This window comes from Aquabacterium sp. CECT 9606 (genome assembly GCF_918741295.1).
In the GTDB taxonomy this organism is placed as follows: Bacteria; Pseudomonadota; Gammaproteobacteria; order Burkholderiales; family Burkholderiaceae_C; genus Aquabacterium.
The window spans coordinates 541,739-566,253 of record NZ_CAKKNB010000004.1 but is presented as its reverse complement, the minus strand read 5'-3'; the positions used below and the strand labels follow the sequence as shown (position 1 = coordinate 566,253).

Below are 24,515 nucleotides of genomic sequence, written 5' to 3'. Positions count from 1 at the left end.
CTGCGCAGAAATTGCTTGTGCCTTATCCAGGTGCAAGCACCTTTCACAGCGCATTCCGCTTTTTTTGACGCTCACGTCACAAGCATCCCAGATCCCAAGAAGGTCAAACCATGTTGCAAGCCTACCGCCAACACGTTGCCGAGCGCGCCGCGCTGGGTATTCCCCCTTTGCCTCTGACCGCCCAGCAAACTGGCGAAGTCATCGAGTTGCTGAAGAACCCACCCGCTGGCGAAGAAGCCACCCTGGTTGACCTGATCGTCAACCGGGTGCCCGCTGGCGTGGACGCCGCCGCCAAGGTCAAGGCCTCCTACCTGGCTGCTGTGGCCCATGGCACTGAAAAGTGCGCGCTGATCAGCCGCGAAAAGGCCACTGAACTGCTGGGCACCATGCTCGGCGGCTACAACATCGCCCCGCTGGTCGACCTGCTGGACGACGCCCTGGTGGGCGGCATCGCCGCTGCAGCGCTCAAGAAGACCTTGCTGATGTTCGACGCCTTCCACGATGTGAAGGACAAGGCCGACAAGGGCAATGCCAACGCCAAGTCCGTGCTGCAAAGCTGGGCCGATGCCGAATGGTTCACCTCGCGCCCCGAAGTGCCCCAAAGCATCACGGTCAGCATCCTGAAGGTGACGGGCGAGACCAACACCGACGACCTGTCGCCCGCCCCCGACGCCTGGAGCCGCCCCGACATCCCGCTGCACGCTTTGGCCATGCTGAAGAACAAGCGCGACGGCATCACCCCTGAAGAAGACGGCAAGCGCGGCCCGGTCGCGTTCATCGAAGCCCTGCGCGCCAAGGGCAACCTGGTCGCCTACGTCGGCGACGTGGTCGGCACCGGCTCCAGCCGCAAGTCGGCCACCAACAGCGTGCTGTGGTTCACCGGCGAAGACATCCCCTTCGTGCCCAACAAGCGCTTCGGCGGCGTGTGCCTGGGCAGCAAGATCGCTCCCATCTTTTACAACACGATGGAAGACGCTGGCGCCCTGCCGATCGAGCTCGACGTGTCCCAGATGAACATGGGCGACGTGGTTGAGCTGCTGCCTTACGCCGGCAAGGCCCTGAAGAACGGCGAAGTCATTGCCGAGTTCAAGGTCAAGTCCGACGTGCTGTTCGACGAAGTGCGCGCTGGTGGCCGCATCCCCCTGATCATCGGCCGCGGCCTGACCGCCAAGGCCCGTGAAGCCCTGGGCCTGGAACCTTCTACCCTGTTCCGCCTGCCCGTCGCCCCAGTCGACACCAAGAAGGGCTATTCGCTGGCCCAGAAGATGGTCGGCAAGGCTTGCGGCCTGCCCGCCGGCCAAGGCGTGCGCCCTGGCACCTACTGCGAACCCAAGATGACCTCGGTCGGTTCGCAAGACACCACCGGCCCCATGACCCGCGACGAGCTGAAGGACCTGGCCTGCCTGGGCTTCTCGGCCGACCTGGTGATGCAATCGTTCTGCCACACGGCCGCTTACCCCAAGCCCGTGGACGTGAAGATGCACCACGAACTGCCCGAGTTCATCAGCACCCGCGGTGGCGTGTCCCTGCGTCCCGGTGACGGCGTGATCCACAGCTGGCTGAACCGCCTGCTGACGCCCGACACGGTCGGCACCGGCGGCGACTCGCACACCCGCTTCCCCATCGGCATCAGCTTCCCCGCCGGCTCCGGCCTGGTGGCTTTTGCCGCCGCCACGGGCGTGATGCCCCTGGACATGCCCGAATCCGTGCTGGTGCGCTTCAAGGGCAAGATGCAGCCCGGCATCACCCTGCGTGATTTGGTCAACGCCATCCCCCTGTACGCCATCAAGGCTGGCTTGCTGACGGTGGCCAAGCAAGGCAAGAAGAACATCTTCTCGGGCCGCATCCTCGAAATCGAAGGCCTGCCAGACCTGAAGGTCGAGCAAGCGTTCGAGCTGTCTGATGCCTCGGCCGAGCGCTCTGCCGCTGGCTGCACCGTGCACCTGAACAAGGAGCCGATCGCAGAGTACCTCAACAGCAACATCACGCTGATGAAGAACATGATCGCCAACGGTTATGAAGATGCCCGCACGCTGCAACGCCGCATCGCCGCGCAAGAAGCCTGGTTGAAGGACCAGCAGCTGATGAAGGGCGACGCCGATGCCGAATACGCCGCCGTGATCGAGATCGACCTGGCCGACATCCACGAGCCCATTCTGGCCTGCCCGAACGACCCCGATGACGTGAAGACGCTGTCGGAAGTCGCTGGCGCCAAGATCGACGAAGTGTTCATCGGCTCTTGCATGACCAACATCGGTCACTTCCGCGCAGCCTCCAAGCTGCTGGAAGGCAAGCGCGACATCCCCGTCAAGCTGTGGGTGGCCCCCCCCACCAAGATGGACGCCCAGCAACTGACCGAAGAAGGCCACTATGGCGTTCTGGGCACCGCTGGCGCCCGCATGGAAATGCCCGGCTGCTCACTGTGCATGGGCAACCAGGCTCAAGTCAAGGAAGGCGCCACCGTGTTCTCAACCAGCACGCGCAACTTCCCGAACCGCCTGGGCAAGAACTCGAACGTGTACCTGGGCTCGGCCGAGTTGGCTGCGATCTGCTCACGCCTGGGCCGCATCCCGACCAAGGCCGAGTACATGGAAGGCGTGGGTGTGCTCGATGCCGCCAGCGCGTCGATCTACAAGTACCTGAACTTCGACCAGATCACGGAATACGCCGACAAGGCCAAGACCGTGCCCGCTGCTGCCTGATCTTCAACCAAGCAGCTGTCGTCTTCTGAAAAGCCCACCCGGTTACTCGGGTGGGCTTTTTTCATTTGAGCAGCAAAGCATCGAGGGGACTCAACACCCCTGCCCCACCTACCTTGATCACGTGCGTGTAGATCATGGTCGTGCTCACATCGCTGTGGCCCAGCAGCTCTTGCACAGTGCGGATGTCGTACCGGGCCTGCAGAAGGTGGGTGGCGAAGGAATGCCGCAGTGTGTGGGGCGTGGCCGGCTTGACCAGGTTGACGGCCAACACGGCTTTCTTGAACGCGCGCTGGAAGGTCTGGTCCTGCACATGGTGGCGCCTGCTCAGGCCTGTCTTGGGGTCGACCGACAAGTCGTTCATCGGGAAGACCCATTGCCACGCCCACGTCTTGCCCGCATCACGGAACTTGCGCTCCAGCGCATGGGGCAGCCACACGCCCTCCACGCCGTGCAGGCGGTCGGCCTCCCACATGGCACGCACGGCGCGCAACTGAATACGCAACGGGCCCGCCAGTTTCGACGGCAGCATCACCACCCGGTCCTTGGCGCCCTTGCCCTCGCGGACCACAATGGTCTGGTGCTCGAAATCGATGTCTTTGACCCGAAGTCGCAGGCCCTCCATCAGGCGAAGGCCCGTGCCGTAGAGCGTTTGGCCGATGAGCCGGTGAGCGGGGTCGATGGCCTGCAGGACGGTGGTCACTTCGGTGGGCGTGAGCACCACAGGCAATCGCCGAGTGGCTTTGGGCCGGCCAATTTCTGCCAGCCACGGGAACTCCAGACGCAGCACGTGCCGGTATAAAAACAGAAGAGCCGACAAAGCCTGCTTGTGCGTGGATGCGGAGACCTGCCGCTCATTGGCCAGCCATGCCAAGTACGCTTCCAGCTCAGCCTGCGCCATGTCTTTGGGATGCCGAAGCCCATGAAACCTGATGAACCCCTTGATCCAGTGAAGGTAGGCCTCTTCGGTGCGTATGCTGTAATGCATGGAACGGATGCGGTCACGCACCTCGTCCAATAGCCGAGGTGCCCTGGCTGGCTGGGACTGGTCGAGCATTGAGGCCTAACTTTTAAGATAACCGGGAGGAGTCACTGTATGAACATACAGATCATTGGCGAAAGCGATAGCTTCTACAAGACCCTCTGTAGAGGGGCACTCCTCAGCAAGAGGTCTAACCTGCCAGGTTATTCATCAGCAGCCCAGGCCTAACTTGCCAGGTTATTGATCATGACCAGTCATATATTGCGTTAGGCTTTTGGTTGCCTTCAATCAGCAATGCTGCAGAAGCCCCTGGCCATTGATGCTTCCCCCGTTTGATCGCTTCTCAGCGTTGCTTTCTTTGGCACTCACGCGCTGGTCATTTTTCCAGGCACAGCGTTAACAGTCATGGTGCTTTGCAACGGGGCGGTCTGGCAAATCTCAGTCTGGCTGTCTGCCCTTTGGCAGCCTGCTCACCAAAGTGCGGCGCCAAGGTGCCACATGCCATCGCCGTGGCGGGCCTCCTGTCCTGCGGCAGTCAGCACAACGCCATCAGTTCTCCAAGGCTGCTCGGGCCATCGCCAAGTCGGCACGCATCCACGGGCGGTGGTTCATAGTTCGTATTCAAGTATCAAGGTCCGTGGCATTTCAACGGCTCACATCTCTTGCGCTTATTCCCAGCTTGCGGCACGTCAGGCACAATTCCATCCAGTCACACAAAGGGAGGTTGGCGCGTGAAACGCTCAAGCATCATTCACCACCAAGGCAAGGCCGGCTTGTTCTCCTTGGCCGTTCCCTCTCGCACCAGCCTAACTTTTCGGTCAAGCCGACACCTACAAGCTCCGCTTGTAGGTTCCCTACGTGCTTCGCACTCCGGTGCGGCTTACCTGTAGCGTTAGGCTTTTGGTTGCCTCAATCGGCAATGTGCTGGGGCCCCGGCCATTGATGATTCCGCCATTTGATCGTTTCATGGCGTTGCTTTCTTTGGCACTCATGCACTGCGCATTCTGGCCAGGTCCAGAGCTAATAAACGCAGCGGTTCGCAACCGGGTAGCGCAGCAAGTCTCAATCTGGCTGTCTGCCCTTCGGCAGCCTGCTCACCAACGTGCGGCGCCAAAGTGCCACACGCCATCACTTGTTGGCTTCCTGTCCTTCGGCAGTCAACACATCACTGCGTCAGGCGCCGGCTGCTCATGCGCTTCTCAAGGACATCGATGATTCCACGAGTCAAGGTCCGTGCCGCTGGTTCACAGCTCTGGGCACGTCAGGCACAATTCCATCCAGTCACACAAAGGGGAGCCAAGGCATGCAATGCCCAAGCATAATTCGCCATCCAGGCAAGGTCGGCTTGTTTTCATGGGCTGCTCCTTCTCTCCCCAGCCTAACGTTTCGGTCAAGGGGACGCCGACAAATTCCATCGCTTCGGGCAAGCCACGCGGGCGCCCCTTACCTGTGGCGTTAGGCTTTTGGGTGCCTGAAGTCAGCAATGTGGCGAAGTCCCGCCATTGATGCTTCCACCATCTATTCGCCTGCAGGCGCTGCATTCTGTAGTGCTCGGGCGTTGCGCGTTTTTCAAGGCACAGATTTAACAGGCTTCGCGGGCCACAACTTGGTGGCGCGGCCAGTTCAATCGGGCTGTCTGCCCTGCGGCAGCCTGCTCACCACCGTTCGGCGCCAAAGTGCCATACGCCATCGCCATGTGGCTGCCCGTCCTTCGGCGGGCAGTGCACCGTGGTACCGCGGCAAGCCGCAGCACATGGCATCCCGCAGTCATGGCCAAAGGCCATCACTGCCTGGCGTTTTTCAAAGTAGCGTTGCTGCTTCAAGTCATCGCGGCCCGTTGCATGGCAACAAATTGGCGTCACAATGGTCGCAGTCAATTCAGGGGCGGCTATGCGTTTTGCAATCAAATTCACGGCACGGGCAAGCGGGCTCACCCCCTCTTCCACTTCGCGCCCCGCGCCTAACTGGTCGTTCAACAGGACGTCTACCAGCGAAGCTGGTAGACGTCCTGTTGACGCGGGCGTTAGGCCATCTCACGTCAGGGACTGAGAAATGACCAGAAGCATCTATGGAATCTGGGAGCGAGGACATACTGACCCAACCTCCATCAAGGACGATCTACTACTTGACCGCCTGAATCAGACTATTTCTTGGTGCCTTGGAGTCAAGGATACGAGCGAGCTGCGTTCAATGGAACTCAGGCCAACGCTCTTTCATAGCGGGCCGGATGATTTGACATGCAATGTCGGCGGCTTGCGAGAGCGAGAAAGCAACTATCGAAAGCGTACCCGTCCTCCAACCACGACCTTGAGCGGCGGTCGCCTGCTCGTGTACTTTCCTTATGGCAATCTCTCTGATGGCGCCTCGGAATCTGAATCTAATGGGTTCTTTGACATCTTCAATGCCCCACCTTACGACACATGGATATCGTGGTTTGAAGATAGCCAATCCAGCAATTCGGCATTTGGCAGCTATGTGCTTTGCTACATCCCGCCCATCTTCGTACCCCAGGCTGAAGCCGGCATTTCTGTGAATGCAGAAGATTGCATTCTCTGGCTTGATCACGCAAACGTTCAGATCAAAGACAGGCTTCGTCATCTATCAGCAAGCAGCCACCTATGAATCCAACCTGCAAGCTAGCCGAGCCTCGCGTATGGCAAGTACTTTCGCCCGCTTCCACTTCGCGCACTAGCCTAACTGGTCGGTCAAGCAGGACGCCGATACATGGCGGCATTTCTCTATGCCATGCGGGCGCCTCTTACCTCGGGCTTTAGGCCTCATGCCCAAACATTTGCTCGTTGCCTGCCTTTTATACGTAGCCTCCCGTACTGCAATGGCCGCATTGGCACCGTTGTACGAGACTGGATTCGCACAAGTCACGTCTCCTTTATTGATGCTTCTTTTTTCAATGTTCTCGGTGCTCTTCATGCGTCGCGTTCAATGGACGTGGAAGTACATGAAAGGCATTGCCTTTGCAGAAATCGCACTCAACGTTTTGTTTTTTCCAGAACCAAAGTTTCACGGCATCTACACTCAGCTTGCGCAACTATTAACTGCTGCAGTCATAGCCTCCGCTTCAGTCATCTTGTGGTCTATCGTTCGAAGCCAATCTACTAAAGCGTGGTTTTCACATCAGCCATCTCTATGATTTCACAGACGAAGCTAAACACCGTGCCTTCGCGCAGCGGCCTAACTGGTTGGTCAAGCCGACACCAACAAGCTCCGCTTGTTGGTTCCCTTCGTGCTTCGCACTCCGGTGCGGCTTACCGCGGGCGTTAGGCCAACCAAGAATATGAGCATGCACACGGTCTGGATCTTTTGTGGAAGCAAGGCTTCTTTCCCTTCTGGTGTTTTTGGCCAAAAGGAGGCAGCAGCTTCCTGGATAGCAAAGCACAAGCTTTCTGGTGTCCTAACGGAGTATCCCGTCGGAACAGGTGCATTCGATTGGGCCGTTGCCAACCAGTTCTTCACGCCAAAGAAGCCAGAGCACAATGCGGCCAAATTCATTCAGTCATTCACCAGCGCTCGTCAAGCTCATGAGCACTATGAAGCGGGAGAACTAGTTGCATAAAGTCTTTAGCCGTGAGCACCTCAACTTCGCTCCGTATAGAAAGTTCAACACTGTGCCTTTGCGCCGTGGCCTAACTGTTTGGTCAAGCCGACACCAACAAGCTCCGCTTGTTGGTACCCTCCGCACTTCGTGCTCCGGTGCGGCTTACCGCGGGCGTTAGGCCTTAGTGATGCTTGATGCATTGAAAAACATCGCTTCGGAAAGACAATGAAATGAACACTGCATCCAGTGATGGCTATAACGTAAAAGAGATCAGCTACGGAGTGCATAGATGCGATGACAGATCTATTTTCGAGTACGAGCAAAACGGACAAGAATTCACTTTCAGCATCGAATACGAGGCACAACTCCTTGTTGAAAAAGGGCATGCTCCTTATCGGGCAAGGCTCCCTGGCATATTCAAGGATGACAGTGTTTCAAATGAATTAATTCATTGGAGAATTTTAGCTGCCAGGAATATGGCGCAGTACTTCCGCACTACATGGCCATGGAATGAGAAAGACATCAATTTAAACGATTTGGACTCATTTGATGGACATCGCCCCTCATCGATATTTTGGTAACACCTCTTCAAGCCACTGCAGGCTCTTGCATGGCAGCAAAGTCGCGGCACAATGTTCAGCAGCAAATCCAAGGGGCGGCTATGCGGTTCGCAATCAAATTCGCGGCAAAGGCAAGCGGGCTCAAACCCTCTTCCACTTCGCGCCACAGCCTAACTTTTCGGTCAAGCCGACACCCACAAGCTCCGCTTGTTGGTTCCCTTCGTGCTACGCACTCCGGCGCGGCTTACCTGTCGCGTTAGGCTTTTGGCTGCCTTCAATCAGCAATGTGGCGAAGTCTGACCATTGATTCTTTCACCGTTTAGTCGTGGCCAGCGCTGCTTTCTTTTTGTACTCAAGCGTTGCGCGCATTTCTAGGCACAGATCAACAGGCTTCGCAGGTCACGACTTGGTGGCTTGGCAAGTTTCAATCTGGCTGTCTGTCCTTCGGCAGCCTGCTCACCACCGTGCAGCACCAAAGTGCCATACGCCATCGCCTGGTGGCTGTCCGTCCTGAGGCGGCCAGTGCACTGTGGTGCCGTGGCAAGCCACCGCACATGGCATCCCGCAGTCATGACCAAAGGCCATCACTGCCTGGCGCTTTTCAAGCTTTGCGGCGGGCTTTGCAAGCAGCAGGCCACAAGTTTTAGTGAACCGGCCCGCCTGTCGGCGGTCTGCGAGTATTCGCCGGTTGGCTAGGCGCACGGGCATCAGGCAGAATCTCTGTAATTCAAGCCAAGGGGGCCCAGGCGTGGCAAGGTCAAACATCTATCAGCAAAGCAAGGTCGGCTTGTCCTCAGCAGCTGTTCCTTCTCGCCCCAGCCTAACGTGTCGGTCAAGCCGACACCCACAAGCTTCACTTGTGGGTTCCCTGCGCGCTTCGCGCTCCGGTGCGGCTTACCTGTGGCGTTAGGCTTTCGGGTGCACATCAATTGCTGAACCGGTATCCAGAGCAAAAGCGAGATCGAAGGCTAATGGCCATCTTTGGTTCTGCAAGCCTGATCTTTGGCTTCGGAATGTGGCTCATTGAAGATCCGTTGCTTTGCTGGCTAGCAGTCGCTGCCGGAGCAATTCAGATCGGCCTGGCTTTTTTACTTTCTAGGCCCGCATTTGAGTGGCTCAGAAATCACTCGCACTTGTTCACCTAACCCGCCCTGGCTGGCCGTCCTTCGGCAGTCAATGCACGGTGGTGTCGTGGCAAGCCACAGCATTTGGCAAGCAGCAGGCCACAAGTTTTAGTGAACCGGCCCGCCTGTCGGCGGTCTGCGAGTATTCGCCGGTTGGCCAGATGCGCGGGCATCAGGCAGAATTGACATCAATCTAAGGGAGTTTTGGCATGCCAAGGTCAAGCATCTGTCAGCAAGGCAAAGCTTGCTTGTTCTCACAGGCGGCTGCTTCTCGCCCCAGCCTAACGTGTCGGTCAAGCCGACACCCACAAGTTTCACTTGTGGGTTCCCTGCGCGCTTCGCGCTCCGGTGCGGCTTACCGCGGGCGTTAGGTTTTTGGTTGCCTTCAATCAGCAATGTGGCGAAGTCTGGCCATTGATGCTTTCACCATTTAGTCGTTGGCCAGCGCTGTTTCCCTTTGTACCCAAGCGTTGCGCGCATTTCTAGGCCCAGATCAACAGGCTTCGCGGGTCACGACTTCGTGGCTTGGCAAGTTTCAATCTGGCTGTCTGTCCTTCGGCAGCCTGCTCACCACCGTGCGGCGCCAAATTGCCATACGCTATCGCCTTGTGGCTGCCCGTCCTTCGGCGGCCAGTGCACTGTCGTGCCGTGGCAAGCCACCGCACTTGGCATCCCGCAGTCATGGCCTTTTGGCCATCACTGCCTAGCGTTTGCCAGCTCTGCGGCGAACTTGGCAGGCCGCAGGCCACAAGTTTTAGTGAACCGGCCCGCCTGTCGGCGGTCTACGAGTATTCGCCGGCTGGCTAGGCGCACGGGCATCAGGCAGAATCTCTGTAGTTCAAGCCAAGGGGGCGCAGGCGTGGCAAGGTCAAAAATCTATCAGCAAAGCAAGGTCGGCTTGTCCTCAGCAGCTGTTCCTTCTCGCCCCAGCCTAACGTGTCGGTCAAGCCGACACCCACAAGTTTCACTTGTGGGTTCCCTGCGCGCTTCGCGCTCCGGTGCGGCTTACCTGTGGCGTTAGGCCGCTCAGGCTTGAAAAATGGATGTTGCCGCTGTCAAAGAGCACTGCTGCCGGTATCCCGGCGCTTCTTCAAAATCGTATGGACCACCCAGCAACGTGCTCGTCCACTACGCTGGCGGCAAGAAGTTTGCCTATTTCAAGACCAGTGAGCCGGAGCAGTGGCGCTTTAGCGTCCGAACAACTCCTGAATACTTCTTAACGCTCACTGACGTGCCTGGCATCAAGCCCGCCCGCTACATGGCCAGATTTCACTGGGTCACAATTGTGGACGTTAGCGCTGTCCCTACGGACTATCTTCTAGAACTAATTGATTGGTCATACACCAAAGCGGTCACTCGCCCAAGGAAATGAACCTTGGCCTGCAGCACATGTCATCAAGCAGAAACAGAATGTCTGCACATCACGCAACGGGAGTTCAGCATGCCAAGTTCAAGCATCCAGCAGCCAAGCAAGGTTTGCCTGTGCTCAGCGGCTGTTCCTTCTCGCCGCAGCCTAACTTTGCGTTCAACAGGGACGTCAAAGCTTCGCATTTCCGCCCGTTAACTTTGGCGTTAGGCTCTTTGCGTAGCCTCGAAACAGACAAAAGTTCTTGAACCATTAGGATTCATCATGCGAAAGTTTTTTCTTGCACTGTTTGTATTTTCTGCATACGTTTCTTCTTCGCTTGCCGCCGAGTCGGAGGCCAAGGCTCTTGTCGCGCGAGGCTTGTCTACCTATTTAACTGACGGTCCCGAAGTAGCCATAAAGACATGGTTAAAAGGTAGCGGGATGGAAGGCAACACTCAGGCACTCACTCAAGCTAACAGTCTCCGGCAGATAGAAGACTTCTATGGAAAGCCAGAGAGCTACGACATCCTTAGACAAAACACTATTTCACCGCGCGCTGAAATGATTGTGTTCTCAATCAATTACGCAAAAGGTGTAGTCTTTGGTCGTTTTCAGGCCTACAAAACCAAATCGGGCGATTGGGTCACTACTGAATTCAAGTTTCACACTGAAGCGGCCGTGATCCTGCCCGCTGAAATGGCTTTCGGAAAATAGCCGTGATAGTCAGTGAAGCATCATGTCTTCTTGCACCAGCCTAATTTTTTGTTCAACAGGACGTCTACCAGCTTCGCTGGCAGCCGCCTGTTAACGCGGGCGTTAGGCTTTTTTTGTCCATAACAGGCAACGCATATCTGGCGAAGCATGAAACACATCAAAGCTGCAGCGAAATGGATCTCGGGATTGGCCTTGGTCCTTGTAATCGCACTAGCATTGACAGCCAATGACAAAAGCATGTTGGGCCTTTTAGAAGTTGGTACAAAGCTTTTGCTCCTGGTTGGAGTCATCTACGGAGCCTTTAAAGCAAGCCGCGAGAGAAAAGAGAGCGGGCTCAGCAAAGAAGCCTTCCAAATTGCCAAGGCGGGCGGCCCAGAAAAGCTACTACGAGAAGCAAATCAAACGCGACTACTTTTCTACTTTCTATGCGCGCTCCCAATCGGCTTCTTCATTTACTCTGCCTGCAATAACTCGATGGAGTTTGCAGTTAAGTTTCTTCTAATTCTCACAGCAATAATTGCCCCTTTTGCAGGCATCATCTATTGGAGTCAGAATTCCATTAGGAAAATCGCAAATCAAGAGCTAAGTCGCCGCGAGCAAAAGGGCCACAGCATTGACCCGTACAAGTAGCCACCTTCGTTCAATGGTCAAAGCTCGGAATGCAGGTGTAGTCGTGCCTTCGCGCAGCGGCCTAACTGGTTGTTCAACAGGACGTCTACCAGCTTCGCTGGCAGCCGCCTGTTAAATCGGGCGTTAGGCTCTCTTTGGAATAGTATGAAGTGCAAAACTAAGTTCTACGGCCTGCCAGCAAAGAATGTTGGGCACAAGCCATGGCGCCTTGCATTCTCCAAACGCGAAAGCTTCAGAGGCATTATTCGGGGGGCTGCTGCAAGGGAACGTTTGCTTCATCCATCTCCGGCTAAAGCCATGCAAAGAAGAACGAGGGTTCGGCTCGTTCAAGCTTACATCATGCGTTTCGGCCAAGACGAATTTACGCAACTCTTCACAGAACAAAGAATGAATCCGATATCCAACCGAAATTGGCTATCAAGGGGGTTCGCATATTGGCGTGGCCGAGTTCAGGGATCAAAATGCTTCAAGACATAAACACAAGGGAGTAGCAGTTTGACCATCAAAGCTTCTGCCACCAGCCTAACTGGTTGGTCAAGCCGACACCAACAAGCTTCGCTTGTTGGTTCCCTCCGCGCTACGCGCTCCGGTGCGGCTTACCGCGGGCGTTAGGCTCTCGGTTGTCTTACCTTCCCTTCCTGGCAAGGTCTTGAACCGCTGACGGCTCAAAGCAATATCCCATCTGTCAGCATTTCGTTCTTTGAAGCTCAGGCACTGGGCTTCTTTCAAAGCACAGATTTAACAGGCTTCGCGGGTTACGACTTGGCGGCATGGCAAGTCTCAATCTGGCTGTCTGCCCTTCGGCAGCCTGCTCAACACCGTTCAGCGCCAAAGTGCCCACGCCATCGCCTTATGGCTGGCCGTCCTACGGCGGCCAGTGCACCGTGGCGCCGTGGCAAGCCACCGCGCTCCGCATCCCGCGGTCATGGCCAGAGGCCATCACCGCCTGGCGCTTTCCAGCCTTTGCGGCAAACGCCAGGTAGCAGGCCACAAGTTTTAGTGAACCGGCCCGCCTATCGGCGGTCTGCGAGTATTTGCCGGTTGGCCAGGTGCGCGGGTATCAGGCAGAATCTTTGTAATTCAAGCCAAGGGGACGCAGGCATGGCAAGGTCAAGCATCTATCAGCACAGCAAGGTCAGCTTGTTCTCAGAGGCTGTTCCTTCTCGCCCCAGCCTAACGTGTCGGTCAAGCCGACACCCACAAGTTTCACTTGTGGGTTCCCTGCGCGCTTCGCGCTCCGGTGCGGCTTACCTGTGGCGTTAGGCCTCTTGCTGAAAAGGTTTGTTGTGACAGTCAGCATTAAGTACGTTTCTCCAGGATTGACTCGGTGTGATTCAAAAAATGGTCTTCCTGTGTCAGGAGCTGTCGCAACGATTAACGGCAAGGATTACTACTTCAGCATTTATGGCTGGAGGAACTCAACAAGCGGGGAAACTTTATGGTTTCTTGAAGCCCCGAGGAACCTTGTTGAGGCGTGCCTTGAACCAGAATTTCCAGTTTTGGCAGAATCTCTGCGAAAGCAAATTGAAGTCGAACATCAGAAATCAGAACCTGAAGCTCTTGAATTATGTTTGGACGTTTCGAATTGCAAATACTCTCGCAGCAAGTCATCTACAAAATCATTACCTCGGAAACCCATCCCTCTTAGGCGCCAGTGGTGGAAGCTCTGGTAGTAATTGAACAGAAAACCCGTTCATGAAAGCCATTATGCAGCTCGCAATTAAATTATTAGCAGGCGGAAAGTGCCCCGACTCACTTCCACTTCGCGCAGCGGCCTAACTGGTCGTTCAACAGGACGTTTACCAGCTCCGCTGGCAACCGCCTGTTAACTTTGGCGTTAGGCTCTTGGTTGCATGAAGTCAGCAATGTGGCGAAGTCTGGCCATTGATGCTTCAACCGCTTGCGCGTCTGTGATCGCCGCTTCCTTTGTTGGTCGGTCATTGCGCGCTTTACAAGGCACAGATTTAACAGGCTTCGCGGGCCACAACTGGTGGCATGGCCAGTTCAATCTGGCTGTCTGCCCTTCGGCAGCCTGCTCACCAAGGTGCGGCGCCAAAGTGCCACACGCCATCACCTTGCGGCTGTCCATCCTGCGGCGGCCAGTGCACTGTGGTGCCGTGGCAAGCCACCGCACTTGGTATCCCGCAGTCATGGCCAAAGTCCATTACTGCCTGGCGCTTTCCAAAGTCACGTTGAAGCTTCAAGCCATCTCAGGCCGTTGCATGGCAAAAAATTGGCGTCACAATGGTCGCAGTCAATTCAGGGGCGGCTATGCGTTATGCAATCAAATTCCCGGCACGGGCAAGCGGGCTCAAGTCCTCTTCCACTTCGCGCCCCAGCCTAACTTTTCGGTCAAGCCGACACCTACAAGCTTCGCTTGTAGGTTCCCTCCGCACTCCGTGCTCCGGCGCGGCTTACCTCGGGCGTTAGGATTTTGGGTGCATGAGCAAGAAATACCTCCCGCTTTGAGCCATGAAGGAAGAGCTATGACATTGACTCCCGAGCAAGCCTATCTTGCCATGTATGCATTTCTTGGAAAGCATTTCTCCATGGGGTGCGAGGAACTTGGTGGCATTCTTGGCTCCATGTCGCTACTACCTGACGGTAGTCCAACAGACCCTTCATTTGCAACGGATTGGCAAGAGGCAGTTACAGCAGCAGCTTCTGGCAAAGTCAATGCAAAACTGGCTCTTGACTCATGAACAAACTCCCTGGCTTTCGTAGAACTCGCACCGTACTGCCTACGCGCACCGGCCTAACTGGTCGTTCAACAGGACGTCTACCAGCTTCGCTGGCAGTCGCCTGTTAACTCGGGCGTTAGGCTTTTGTGATCACTATGGATAACGATTCTCTATACAAGCAAATCGAGCGTCTTCAAGCGGTTGTCAAACACGCAAGCGGCGACTTTGGAACGCTAGCGGGTGCGAAAGCACAGGTGTGCGAATTCTTGCGCCAGTTCGCAGGACCCAAAAGCTCGTTTCTCCAAGTGGCGAATAGTGCTTCTGGAAGCCTGTCAAATTACGCCACGATGCTTACTTCGTCGTTGGAGAACTATCGAGATTACCTACGCGCGGGTTTGGCAACCGCCGTCTCACCACAAAGGCAAGCGCAACTCGATGTCGTTTCAGATTTTCTGGAACAAGCACACAATCTTTTGAGATCAAAGGCAGTTCATCCAGCTGCCGCAATTGTTCTCATTGGGGCAACTCTGGAGGAATTTCTTCGCACGTGGATCGAAAGCTCCGCTTTATCCTTAGGCCAAAGGAAGCCCTCAATAGACTCTTATGGTCAAGTTTTATTGGCGGAAGAACTCATCACAAAGCAAGACATGAAAGACATCATTGCCTGGGGCGGACTTCGTAATCATGCGGCACATGGAGAATGGGAAGAGGTTAGCGATCGGACCCGTGCATCGATTATGTTGGATGGGGTCAATCTTTTCTTAAGGAAGTATTCTCAGTCATGAATAATTCCAAGAAGCTCGCAGAGTAATTTCATACGTGCCTACGCGCCCCAGCCTAACTGGTCGGTCAAGCCGACGCCCACAAGTTTCACTTGTGGGTTTCCTGCGCGCTTCGCGCTCCGGCGCGGCTTACCTCTGGCGTTAGGCTTATGACGACGGGCAAAGCAGTCTTGGCGGCAATCGATGCTGCATTCCTGGGCTCGGCGAAGCCCGAGCACTTCATGAATCATCTTCATTGCGAAGAGTGTTCTGAACATGATGAGCTTCTAAGGGCCAGGAATCGGGAAACACTGAAAATTGAAGACGTTGGAGATATTGGCTGGCAGCCAATTAGCTCTTGCTCTCCTGAAGGCATGGCCTACTACATGCCAGCTCTAGCTCGTCTAGCTCTTGCGGAGCCGACATACAACTACGGGTGGTACGGGGACACTTTGCACATTCACCTATCCCACGATGGAAAGGAACTCCCTTTCCTAAAATACTGTAATCCAGAGCAGCGAGAGGCGGTTGCCAATTTGCTTCGATTTCTCGGTACCGCCTTCAGTTCATACGAAATGCGCCTCACCGAGGCTGGTGAGTTTGAGCTATGCGCAGCCAATTGGTCTGCTTAGCCATCGGAGTTTTGTCTTGCGAAAACATGCATATTTCACCAGCCTAACTGGTCGGTCAATGGGACGCTTGCTCCATTGCTCGCTTCGGCACTGCCACGCGGGCGCCCCTTACCGCGGGCGTTAGGCTTCTCGTGCTTTCACACAACGACTCCTCTCAATAGCAACTTCCTCTACCCATACATGATGGATTCACAAACAAAGGTATTCAGGACGCATAGAGCCATTTCTTGGCTATATGGAGCCATTAGCGGCGGACTCGCTGCAGTCATTGTTTTCGTCCTGTTAAAAGGCGATAGGCACGCACTTGAGATGGCGCCAGGAGCTATTTTCTTTGCTCTGCTCTTTGCTGCACATCACTTCACAGCTCAGTCATGCAAACAAGGGAAGCCTGGAGGCAGAATTGCCTCTATTGTTATCGCTTGCATCATGCTCATCGGTTTTCCAATCGGCACACTTATTGGCACCTACCTTTTAAGCAATACATGGCGGCCATGGCCCAAAACTACTTGAGCGCATTCCTAAGCAATCTAGTGCACTATGCGGTTACGCGCACCTCATTCAAGCTCGCATCTATCATCAGCCTAACTGGTCGTTCAACAGGACGTCTGCCAGCTTCGCCGGCAGACGCCTGTTAACTTAGGCGTTAGGCTTTTCGCAAACACATGCCTTTGCTATTCATGAGGATTTGCATATGAATATCAGCGCCAACCCTCGTGCGAGACTCCTTGTAGACATACCTGAAAGCCGCTACAGAATTTTTTCGCCGAATGGTCGTTCTCCACGGACAGGCGATGCGGTCGTTTTGGACCAAGGATTCACCGACTCAGAAGGATTACCGATGGTGCTTGTCTACTTCCCTGAGCTGGGTGATGACTGCTTATACGAAGCCGAAGTGTATGAGTCAGAGTTGGAGTCCTGCCGTTGATGCTTCCCGCTTATTCTTCTGTCAGCGTGGCTTTCTCTGGTCCTCTGGCGTAGCGCGTTTCTCAAGGCACAGATTTAATAGGCTTCGCGGCCACAACTTGGTGGCGTGGCCAGTTCAATCTGGCTGTCTGCCCTTCGGCCGCCTGCTCACCAAGGTGCGGCGCCAAAGTGCCACACGCCATCGCCTTGTGGCTGTCCGTCCTGCGGCGGCCAGTGCACCGTGGTGCCGTGGCAAGCCACAGCACATGGCATCCCGCAGTCATGGCCAAAGGCCATCACTGCCTGGCGTTTTCCAACGTAACGTTGAAGCTTCAAACCATCTCGATCCGTTGCATAGCAACAAAGTGGCGGCACAATGGTCGGCAGTCAATTCAGGGGGCGGCTATGCGGTTTGCAATCAAATTCACGGCGCGGGCAAGCGGGCTCAAACCCTCTTCCACTTCGCGCCCCAGCCTAACTGTTCGGTCAATCCGACACCCACAAGCTACGCTTGTGGGTACCCTCCGTGCTACGCACTCCGGTGCGGCTTACCTCGGGCGTTAGGCTTTTAATGTCCTCCATGAGAGAAGCGCGATTGTTTACTTTCACAAAATTGCGAATGAAGCTCGGCCTGTCCGCTGCACTGCTCATTCTGCTTCCCCTATCCTGCATCAACTTCCAGAACATCAATGCTCATGGAACCTTACTCGATGTGGTATCCAATGAACCGATCGCTGGCGCGCAGGTTAGGCTTGAATGTCGAAACGCTAAAGGCTTGCACGGGTTTGAAACTAGCAGAGAAGCCTTCTCTTTGACCGATCAAGCTGGGATATTTTCATTTAAGTTTGAAGACACCTGGGACTGTGGTCATGTGCTCGTAAACGCCACGAAGAAAGGTTACACGAGCGCCGAAATACCAGATGCAAACCTCACTGGAGGCTTCCATTTGAGCCCTAGCATCCCTCGCCACATCTGGCTGGTACGCGAAACTGAGGTAAACCGACTCCGCCTCGAAGGTCTATTGAATACCTCAAATGCAAAGCGCATCTCGCCGATCGGGCCCATGCCAGAGTCCGATTACACCTCGGTTAATGTCCCATTCTTCACATCAATCCAGATCGCAAAATCACCCCAAGAGATCAAATGGGTGCAACGGAATTACTGCCAACGCCTGAAGCAGCTGTGGGAGGCAATCCCGGCTAATGAGCAGGCCAAGCACCTAAGTACCAATTTTGGGAATGTCGTCAAGTACCCAGAAGTCCTCGCGTATTGCGAAGTGAATAATTGAGTGCTCAAGCACAGCAGCATGAGTTCACATAGGAAGTACCACATCGTAACTTCGCGCCCCAGCCTAACTGGTCGTTCAACAGGACGTCTACCAGCTTCGCTGGCAGCCGCCTGTTAACTCGGGCGTTAGGCCTCGTGAGCATGCGGAAGAACATCGTCAAAGGCGTGCTAGTCGCTCCACTAGCGTCCGGCATATTGCAGGGACTTCTCATGAAAAACTGGGGAGCGCTCGTCTTTGCTTTGGTGTTTGCATATCCGCTTTCACTGGCAATAGGTCTACCAACATTGCTGCTATTGGAGCGCAACAAAAAAGCCACGCTTTCAAACCTTCTGATTGCTGGTTTCCTTGGAGGTGCTTTTGTTGGCGTCTTCTTCACCGGCGCAGATCTTCAAGCACCGACAATGCTACTTGGTCTGTTGTTGTTCGCATTTCACGGGCTGCTTGTAGCATTTACATTTTGGTTCGTTGCGCTGCGAATGAAGGAGCATTTTCGTGTCCCCTCATAACCAAGCATCTTTCGCGAATTTGCCTCTATTCAGCAAGTACAAAACGGTGCCTCCGCGCCGCGGCCTAACTGGTTGGTCAAGCCGACACCAACAAGCTTCGCTTGTTGGTTCCCTTCGTGCTTCGCACTCCGGTGCGGCTTACCGCGGGCGTTAGGCTTTTATGCGTCATTTTGCATATCTCGCAGTTCTCGTAAGCGCAAATGCTTTTTGCCAGCCAAGCTTGAGTCCTTATCCTCAGGCCGCACTTGCGTTCATTGATAGCGAAGCACCAGCCATGGAAGTTGCTGTGCGCAACAAAGACAGAATCTACTTTGTGGGTGCATCGGAACGAATGAAGGACTTCCTGGAAAAATGGGGAGCGCTGACAGACTCAGCAGCGACACATCCCTACCCAATGTGCACGAACACAGTCACCGATTTCATCATTGTCGGGCTTTGCAAAATCATGCCGCCAGGCAGCATCTGCGAACCGAGTACTTTTTTCCCAAAGTACGAGCAAACCGTCGCCTTGTGTCGCGCTCAAAGTCATCCGTCCGCCAGATAAGAAAAAAAAATGCGCATCAACTTCTGGCCAAGGCCGCTTCACCCATCTTCCACTCCGCGCCCCAGCCTAACTTTTTGGTCAAGCCGACACCAACAAGCTTCGCTTGTTGGTTCCCTTCGTGCTTCGCACTCCGGTGCGGCTTACCTCGGGCGTTAGGCTTTTGGTTGCCTTCAATCAGCAATCTGGCCTGGCCCTGGCCATTGATGCTTCCACCGCTTGATCGCCTATCGGCGCTGCTTTCTTTGGTGATTTAGCGTTGCGCGTCTTGCAAGGCACAGCGCTAATTGGCTGAGCGGTTTGCAACGTGGTGGTCTGGCCAATCTCAATCGCGCTGTCTGCCCTTCGGCAGCCTGCTCACCAGGGTGCGGCGCCTAAGTGCCACACGCCATCGCCGTGGCGGCCTCCTGTCCTTCGGCAGTCAGCACAACTCCCATCAGTTCACCAAGGCTGCTCATGCCGTCGCCAACCGGCCTGCATCCACATGCGGTGGTTCACAGTTCGTATTCAAATATCAAGGTCGGTAGCATTTCCACGGCTCACATTCCACAGGCGTATTCCCAGCTTGGGGCGCGTCAGGCACAATTTCATCTAGTCACACAAGGGAGTTTTGGCGTGCAAAGGTCAAATGCTAGTCAGCAAAGCACGGCGCGTTTTAGCTCATCCGCCGTTCCTTCTCGCCCCAGCCTAACGTGTCGGTCAAGCCGACACCTACAAGCTTCGCTTGTAGGTTCCCTGCGCGCTTCGCGCTCCGGTGCGGCTTACCTGTGGCGTTAGGCTTTTATGTGTATCGCACAGCTACTCCACAACGTTCCTGACGTTATCTGGTCAGGAATCATCGCTTCGGTCCTTACCCTTAGCGGCGTACTGATCTCAAACCGCAGCAACACAACACGCTTAAAAACACAACTCACTCATGATCGTGAAGAGAAGGTCAAAGAGCGCACGCTAAGCTTGCGTCGCGAGGTTTACCTGAAGGCCACTGAAGAACTAGTCAAGCTCAACGCCTTTCTTGCATCTTTGCCTCAGCAAGACTTAGCCCAAGGTAACCTCGGAGAAGGATTCGTCGGCTTTCAAACTGCATCGGCACGGCTGCAACTAGTGGCAGAGCCAAGAACAACTCTTCTAGCCATGCAACTGTCTGCAACCTATGGCGAGCTTTTCTTCGAGCTCATGCACCACCTGATGGTCTTGGGCGAAGCAAAGTCAGACATCAAGATCGCCGACGATCTGTACATCAAAGCAAACAACGACGTGCAGCGAATTCTTTCAGCGATGACTCAACACAACGAGACCGGGAAGTCCGATCAACAGGCATTTGATGCGCTTCAACGTAGTTTTGCGTTCAGCCAAGAACAAGCATCCACGTTTGCGGCAAGTCGGTCTGCGGGTTGGAACTCCTTCAACAAAGGCAACATTGCCTTCATGCGCCACCTTTTTTCACGCGTGCGCGAAATAGCACCACAACAAATGAAGCTGATGGTTGAGATCCGTCGCGACCTCTCGCTTATCGGTGATCTATCCGAAGTCGAGGAAGAAATGCAAAGGCAACTCGACCGCATGACTGAAAGGCTGAATCATTTCCTTCAATCAATGGAATCAAAAATTGCATGAATTCATATACCAAGGCAACGCTGTGCCTTCGCGTACCGGCCTAACTGGTTGGTCAAGCCGACACCAACAAGCTTCGCTTGTTGGTTCCCTCCGCGCTACGCGCTCCGGTGCGGCTTACCGCGGGCGTTAGGCCTTCAGACATGAGCGAAGCCAAGACCGTCATCCACCTAGACTTCGTGAGTTCACGAGGCCACTTCCTTAGAGCAATTCAGCATCAACTGGACATCGTCACCTTACTCATAGCAGGAGCGCAACGCGTAACAGCCGAAGAGGCTGAACCGCAAGGCTTTCACAACTTTAGCCCGGCACATGGAGCAGAGCTTCCGCATGAGGAGGCACGCGAGAAGGCACTGGAGTGGCTCAACAACAGTTTCTTGCGAGACTCAATTGAAGCTACGGATCAATTCCTGGGGCGGTGCCTTTCCTTCTGCAATGCAATCCAAATAGTAGGCAAAGGAGTCATCAGCGATGAGATCTGGAATAACGTCACCAGGATCGCCCCACACAAACATCACAAGCTTCATTTTCCTGCAAAGTTAACTGAGCTTGAAAGTAAATATGGCATTCAACCAAGCTTTGCCGAGCATGTTCTCTCGTTAAACAAAGTCAGAACTTGTCTTGTGCATCGCCTAGGCAAAGTCACAGCGCTTGATACCAACGATGGCGATCGTCTAGTTGCAAAATGGGTCACAAGCAAGGTGGTTCTACGCGGGCTGGAAACTGGCGCACAGCTCATCCTTACCGAGCCGGGCCAGGGCCTGAACGAGGAGGCAATGCTCGAAATGCACATTGTTCAGCACGAACGAGTCTTTAACCTCGGTGAGGCTATCTCACTAACACCCTATGAAACATTCAGCACCATCTTCACCCTTTGGCGGTTCGGCTTGGCATGCGCTGAAGCCATCGAACAACTTGCCATCAAATCAGGAATCCCTGTCAACAAGCCACCTGATGGCGCATAGCAAAGGCCTAACTTGTCGTTCAACAGGGACGTCAATGCTCCGCATTGCCGCCCGTTAACTTAGGCGTTAGGCTTTTGGCTCTTTTAAGCCAAGCTTTGGAAGCTACTCAATTTAGCCAGACTTATACCGATTTCATCTTTTAATACAGTCTTCTTCAACCCTAAAAGGCCAGGACTTTCGATGGAACTCTCACCCTTTATCGCAGCCGTGGTTCCTCTAATAGGCATTGTGGTAGCGAAAGTACTTGGATCAAATGCTGCAAAATCAAATCAAACATCATATTGGGGGGCTGCTTTCCTCGCATCCATTGGCCTCGGAGTTGGTCTCACGGTTGCCCAAGTTCTCCTGCATGGACTGTGCATTGATGCCTTACATCTATGCAAGTCACGAGGCGACGGCAACATGACTTACTGGTTTCAATCATTCTTCGCAATTCCAGTTTTTTGGTTTATGGCTGGATCAACATGGCAACGGAAAAAGAATTCGCGTTTGCCACCAGCCTAACTTCAACTAAAAAGCGCAACACTGTGCCTTCGCGCCCCAGCCTAACTTTTCGGTCAAGCCGACACCTGCAAGCTTCGCTTGTAGGTTCCCTGTGTGCTTCGCACTCCGGTGCGGCTTACCTGTAGCGTTAGGCTCTATGAAACAGCACACCGTTATAAAAGTCTGGGTTGACGCCGATGTATGTTTGGCTCACTACTTTTGCGTTCATGAAGTGCCTAGCGTATTCGAGGAGCGCGAGGGCGCTGTATCGGTTCATATCAAGCCTGACGTTGATATTCAATTACTACGCAACGAAAGTGAGGGTCTTTTTTGGGCTGCAGCAATATGCCCGGTGTCTGCAATAAAGCTAAAACTAGAAACTGGGGAAGTGGTCGACGGAGACAGCGAAATCGTCAAAGATTTTATAGCCTGTCAGCGTAAAACCTGAAATGGCGACTAGCGACATCGTCACACCAAACAATCTAGCGCGCATCCTCATGCAACAGCCAATCATCCACAGTTGGAGTATGCACAGTCCATGCATCATTCACCATCAAGGCAAACTCCGCTTGTTCTCATCAGCTGTTCCTTCTCGCCCCAGCCTAACTTTTCGGTCAATGGGACGCCTACATCATTGCTCGCTTCGGCAAGGCCATGCGGGCGCCCCTTACCTCGGGCGTTAGGCCTCATAGAATCTTGAAGCTCGTTGTTCAGATCATCTCTACGGTATACGCAGCAGCGGTCGGCGTCATAGGCCAATACGCGGCCTTTGATAGCTCTGATCTGCATTACCCAGGCATCCTGGCAATCCTTACATCTCTGTCAGCGCTGTCACTGTGCATTGCCGTCCTCATCGTCGCGCTGAGATGGCACCCGCAGGGACTTATCAAGTATTGGCCTGCAATCTTTTGGCTAAGTTGCATTGACCTTGCGGTAGGGTTAGCAATGGACGCCACCATCCCTCAAGACTTCAACATGGCGCATGCAATTTGGTTAGTGGTGGCAATCGTCGTCGTAGCTTTCCTTGCGCCCGCCTACTATTGCAGTTACCTTGTGGCCTACCGCTCTCGGAGTTCAAGCTAATGCATGGCACCTCTTTGAACTGCAACATCGTGCCTTCGCGCCGCGGCCTAACTGGTTGTTCAACAGGACGTCTACCAGCTTCGCTGGCAGCCGCCCGTTAACGCGGACGTTAGGCTTCTCTAGCTTACGCAGCACCACATTGACAATTCGAACGCAACACAATGCAGCAAGAGAACGCCCAGCGACCCAAGGCAGTCATTGTTTTCCAGCTAATGGGGGCACTCATTACCTGTTTGCTCACTGTGGGCGCAGTAAGGACCACTGCCGGGCTCATACAGTTTTGGGCCAACAATGGCATTCCGATCCTTCTCATCAATTTGAGCCAATGGCTCGCACTAGCGGCATTAGCATTCACGCTAGTAAAACTATTCAAAGCAAAGCCAGAACCAATAACAAGATGGCTCGGCTTGCTTTTCATTGCGCTACTGTACGCATTTATATTCAACATACAATTTTTAAACAAATCGAAATCTGAGCCATTCTTCAAGTGCAGCGATCCTGCAACGGGCGAGCTTGGCGAACTTCTGGGGGGCGCATTGCAGTTGCTAGCAATTTTGTATTGGTTCTATGCATATGGATTTAGCTTAAAAGCCCGCAATTTTTTCGCTCAAGCCACGGCAAGCCACGTTGAAAAGACCGGCTCTACTTAAAAAACCAGTAATGAAAACCAACCAGTTATCAATTGGCAAGGTCAACATCGTGCCTTCGTGCCGTAGCCTAACTGGTTGGTCAAGCCGACGCCCACAAGCTTCGCTTGCAGGTACCCTCCGTGCTTCGCACTCCGGCGCGGCTTACCGCGGGCGTTAGGCTTTCCCACCATGCCAACTGTTTTCTCCCATATAGCTGCGCCCATTGCATTCCGCCTGGGTTTAGGTAAGCAGGCCGTTTCTCCTCGCCTGCTCACAGTCGGTCTCCTTGTATCCGTTCTGCCAGACCTAGACGTTTTGGCCTTTCGCTTCGGCATCCCTTACGCTGACTCCTTCGGCCATCGCGGCGCATCGCACTCTCTCGCTCTTGCTGTGCTTATGGGGCTTATCGCTACCCTGGCGGCGCCTCATTTACGTGCAACCCGAGGCCTGGCGTTCGTGTTCGTTGCTTTTTCAGCGGCGTCTCACGGTGTCCTCGACATGCTCACAAACGGAGGGCACGGCGTAGCCCTATGGTGGCCTGCTTCAAATGAACGCTTTTTTCTTCCATGGCAAGTCATTGAAGCCTCACCACTGAGTCTTCGCCGCGTATTCGGGCCGAAGGGCGTCGAAGTGCTCGTGTCAGAGCTTCTTTGGGTATGGTTACCCTGCCTACTGGGCGGTGTCACTCTCCTGGTAGCTCGCCTCATCTACGACCGCACTAATGGGCACCGCAATGCATAGTTCTTCCTTCAGCGCACCTGTCACCAGCCTAACTTTTCGGTCAAGCCGACACCCACAAGTTTCACTTGTGGGTTCCCTGCG

The 24,515-nt window shown here is 54.6% G+C and carries 19 protein-coding genes; 17 read left to right on the top strand and 2 right to left on the bottom strand.

Features of this window, described 5'->3' with window-relative positions; genetic code table 11:
- The first annotated feature begins 110 nt into the window (after positions 1-110).
- The gene (gene acnB, locus LQ232_RS19840) at positions 111-2,702 is read left to right on the top strand and encodes a bifunctional aconitate hydratase 2/2-methylisocitrate dehydratase (protein ID WP_230182115.1); all 2,592 of its coding nucleotides are present in this window, start codon (positions 111-113) and stop codon (positions 2,700-2,702) included.
- Positions 2,703-2,763: 61 nt separating this feature from the next.
- Here acnB and LQ232_RS19835 read toward each other — a convergent pair whose 3' ends face one another.
- Positions 2,764-3,756: an integron integrase gene (locus LQ232_RS19835; protein ID WP_230182114.1), complete on the bottom strand. Its 993-nt coding sequence runs from the start codon at positions 3,754-3,756 to the stop codon at positions 2,764-2,766.
- Between the two features lie 1,580 nt (positions 3,757-5,336).
- On the bottom strand, positions 5,337-5,657 hold the full coding sequence (locus tag LQ232_RS19830; RefSeq protein WP_230182113.1) for a hypothetical protein: 321 nt from the start codon (positions 5,655-5,657) through the stop codon (positions 5,337-5,339).
- A 76-nt stretch (positions 5,658-5,733) separates the two neighbouring features.
- Here LQ232_RS19830 and LQ232_RS19825 point away from each other — a divergent pair, with 76 nt between their 5' ends.
- From LQ232_RS19825 to LQ232_RS23710, 16 genes are all read left to right on the top strand, one after another.
- On the top strand, positions 5,734-6,303 hold the full coding sequence (locus LQ232_RS19825; RefSeq protein ID WP_230182112.1) for a hypothetical protein: 570 nt from the start codon (positions 5,734-5,736) through the stop codon (positions 6,301-6,303).
- 157 nt (positions 6,304-6,460) lie between these two features.
- A complete protein-coding gene (locus LQ232_RS19820; protein ID WP_230182111.1) occupies positions 6,461-6,829 on the top strand; it encodes a hypothetical protein in 369 nt (122 codons plus the stop codon).
- A gap of 150 nt (positions 6,830-6,979) precedes the next feature.
- Positions 6,980-7,252, top strand: a complete 273-nt coding sequence (locus LQ232_RS19815) for a hypothetical protein (protein WP_230182110.1) — start codon at positions 6,980-6,982, stop codon at positions 7,250-7,252.
- A gap of 212 nt (positions 7,253-7,464) precedes the next feature.
- Positions 7,465-7,815, top strand: coding sequence for a hypothetical protein (locus LQ232_RS19810; RefSeq protein WP_230182109.1), 351 nt, complete (start codon positions 7,465-7,467; stop codon positions 7,813-7,815).
- A gap of 2,142 nt (positions 7,816-9,957) precedes the next feature.
- The gene (locus LQ232_RS19805) at positions 9,958-10,290 is read left to right on the top strand and encodes an MmcQ/YjbR family DNA-binding protein (protein ID WP_230182108.1); all 333 of its coding nucleotides are present in this window, start codon (positions 9,958-9,960) and stop codon (positions 10,288-10,290) included.
- A 258-nt stretch (positions 10,291-10,548) separates the two neighbouring features.
- Positions 10,549-10,980 (top strand): hypothetical protein, encoded by a 432-nt coding sequence (locus tag LQ232_RS19800; protein ID WP_230182107.1) that lies wholly within the window; start codon positions 10,549-10,551, stop codon positions 10,978-10,980.
- 147 nt (positions 10,981-11,127) lie between these two features.
- Positions 11,128-11,610: a hypothetical protein gene (locus LQ232_RS19795; RefSeq protein WP_230182106.1), complete on the top strand. Its 483-nt coding sequence runs from the start codon at positions 11,128-11,130 to the stop codon at positions 11,608-11,610.
- A gap of 1,853 nt (positions 11,611-13,463) precedes the next feature.
- Positions 13,464-14,312 (top strand): hypothetical protein, encoded by an 849-nt coding sequence (locus LQ232_RS19790; protein WP_230182105.1) that lies wholly within the window; start codon positions 13,464-13,466, stop codon positions 14,310-14,312.
- A 134-nt stretch (positions 14,313-14,446) separates the two neighbouring features.
- Positions 14,447-15,076 carry a hypothetical protein gene (locus LQ232_RS19785; RefSeq protein WP_230182104.1) on the top strand — a complete coding sequence of 210 codons (630 nt, stop codon included), beginning with the start codon at positions 14,447-14,449 and terminating at the stop codon, positions 15,074-15,076.
- Positions 15,077-17,206: 2,130 nt separating this feature from the next.
- Positions 17,207-17,875, top strand: a complete 669-nt coding sequence (locus LQ232_RS19780; RefSeq protein WP_230182103.1) for a carboxypeptidase-like regulatory domain-containing protein — start codon at positions 17,207-17,209, stop codon at positions 17,873-17,875.
- A 140-nt stretch (positions 17,876-18,015) separates the two neighbouring features.
- Complete coding sequence (locus LQ232_RS19775; RefSeq protein WP_230182102.1) at positions 18,016-18,381, top strand: hypothetical protein; 366 nt, start codon at positions 18,016-18,018, stop codon at positions 18,379-18,381.
- 1,324 nt (positions 18,382-19,705) lie between these two features.
- Positions 19,706-20,536 carry a hypothetical protein gene (locus tag LQ232_RS19770; RefSeq protein ID WP_230182101.1) on the top strand — a complete coding sequence of 277 codons (831 nt, stop codon included), beginning with the start codon at positions 19,706-19,708 and terminating at the stop codon, positions 20,534-20,536.
- Positions 20,537-20,676: 140 nt separating this feature from the next.
- The gene (locus tag LQ232_RS19765; RefSeq protein WP_230182100.1) at positions 20,677-21,498 is read left to right on the top strand and encodes a hypothetical protein; all 822 of its coding nucleotides are present in this window, start codon (positions 20,677-20,679) and stop codon (positions 21,496-21,498) included.
- Between the two features lie 640 nt (positions 21,499-22,138).
- Positions 22,139-22,429, top strand: a complete 291-nt coding sequence (locus LQ232_RS19760) for a ferredoxin (protein WP_230182099.1) — start codon at positions 22,139-22,141, stop codon at positions 22,427-22,429.
- A 796-nt stretch (positions 22,430-23,225) separates the two neighbouring features.
- Positions 23,226-23,714, top strand: coding sequence for a hypothetical protein (locus tag LQ232_RS19755; protein ID WP_230182098.1), 489 nt, complete (start codon positions 23,226-23,228; stop codon positions 23,712-23,714).
- Between the two features lie 168 nt (positions 23,715-23,882).
- Positions 23,883-24,434, top strand: a complete 552-nt coding sequence (locus LQ232_RS23710; RefSeq protein ID WP_371820326.1) for a metal-dependent hydrolase — start codon at positions 23,883-23,885, stop codon at positions 24,432-24,434.
- The last annotated feature ends 81 nt before the right edge of the window (positions 24,435-24,515 follow it).

Excerpts from the sequence above, each read along its gene's own strand:
- acnB (WP_230182115.1), top strand. The coding sequence starts at position 111 with ATGTTGCAAGCCTACCGCCAACACGTTGCCGAGCGCGCCGCGCTGGGT.
- LQ232_RS19835 (WP_230182114.1), bottom strand. The coding sequence starts at position 3,756 with ATGCTCGACCAGTCCCAGCCAGCCAGGGCACCTCGGCTATTGGACGAG.
- LQ232_RS19825 (WP_230182112.1), top strand. The coding sequence starts at position 5,734 with ATGACCAGAAGCATCTATGGAATCTGGGAGCGAGGACATACTGACCCA.
- LQ232_RS19820 (WP_230182111.1), top strand. The coding sequence starts at position 6,461 with ATGCCCAAACATTTGCTCGTTGCCTGCCTTTTATACGTAGCCTCCCGT.
- LQ232_RS19815 (WP_230182110.1), top strand. The coding sequence starts at position 6,980 with ATGCACACGGTCTGGATCTTTTGTGGAAGCAAGGCTTCTTTCCCTTCT.
- LQ232_RS19810 (WP_230182109.1), top strand. The coding sequence starts at position 7,465 with ATGAACACTGCATCCAGTGATGGCTATAACGTAAAAGAGATCAGCTAC.
- LQ232_RS19805 (WP_230182108.1), top strand. The coding sequence starts at position 9,958 with ATGGATGTTGCCGCTGTCAAAGAGCACTGCTGCCGGTATCCCGGCGCT.
- LQ232_RS19800 (WP_230182107.1), top strand. The coding sequence starts at position 10,549 with ATGCGAAAGTTTTTTCTTGCACTGTTTGTATTTTCTGCATACGTTTCT.
- LQ232_RS19795 (WP_230182106.1), top strand. The coding sequence starts at position 11,128 with ATGAAACACATCAAAGCTGCAGCGAAATGGATCTCGGGATTGGCCTTG.
- LQ232_RS19790 (WP_230182105.1), top strand. The coding sequence starts at position 13,464 with ATGAAGTCAGCAATGTGGCGAAGTCTGGCCATTGATGCTTCAACCGCT.
- LQ232_RS19785 (WP_230182104.1), top strand. The coding sequence starts at position 14,447 with ATGGATAACGATTCTCTATACAAGCAAATCGAGCGTCTTCAAGCGGTT.
- LQ232_RS19780 (WP_230182103.1), top strand. The coding sequence starts at position 17,207 with ATGAAGCTCGGCCTGTCCGCTGCACTGCTCATTCTGCTTCCCCTATCC.
- LQ232_RS19775 (WP_230182102.1), top strand. The coding sequence starts at position 18,016 with ATGCGGAAGAACATCGTCAAAGGCGTGCTAGTCGCTCCACTAGCGTCC.
- LQ232_RS19770 (WP_230182101.1), top strand. The coding sequence starts at position 19,706 with ATGTGTATCGCACAGCTACTCCACAACGTTCCTGACGTTATCTGGTCA.
- LQ232_RS19765 (WP_230182100.1), top strand. The coding sequence starts at position 20,677 with ATGAGCGAAGCCAAGACCGTCATCCACCTAGACTTCGTGAGTTCACGA.
- LQ232_RS19760 (WP_230182099.1), top strand. The coding sequence starts at position 22,139 with ATGAAACAGCACACCGTTATAAAAGTCTGGGTTGACGCCGATGTATGT.
- LQ232_RS19755 (WP_230182098.1), top strand. The coding sequence starts at position 23,226 with ATGCAGCAAGAGAACGCCCAGCGACCCAAGGCAGTCATTGTTTTCCAG.
- LQ232_RS23710 (WP_371820326.1), top strand. The coding sequence starts at position 23,883 with ATGCCAACTGTTTTCTCCCATATAGCTGCGCCCATTGCATTCCGCCTG.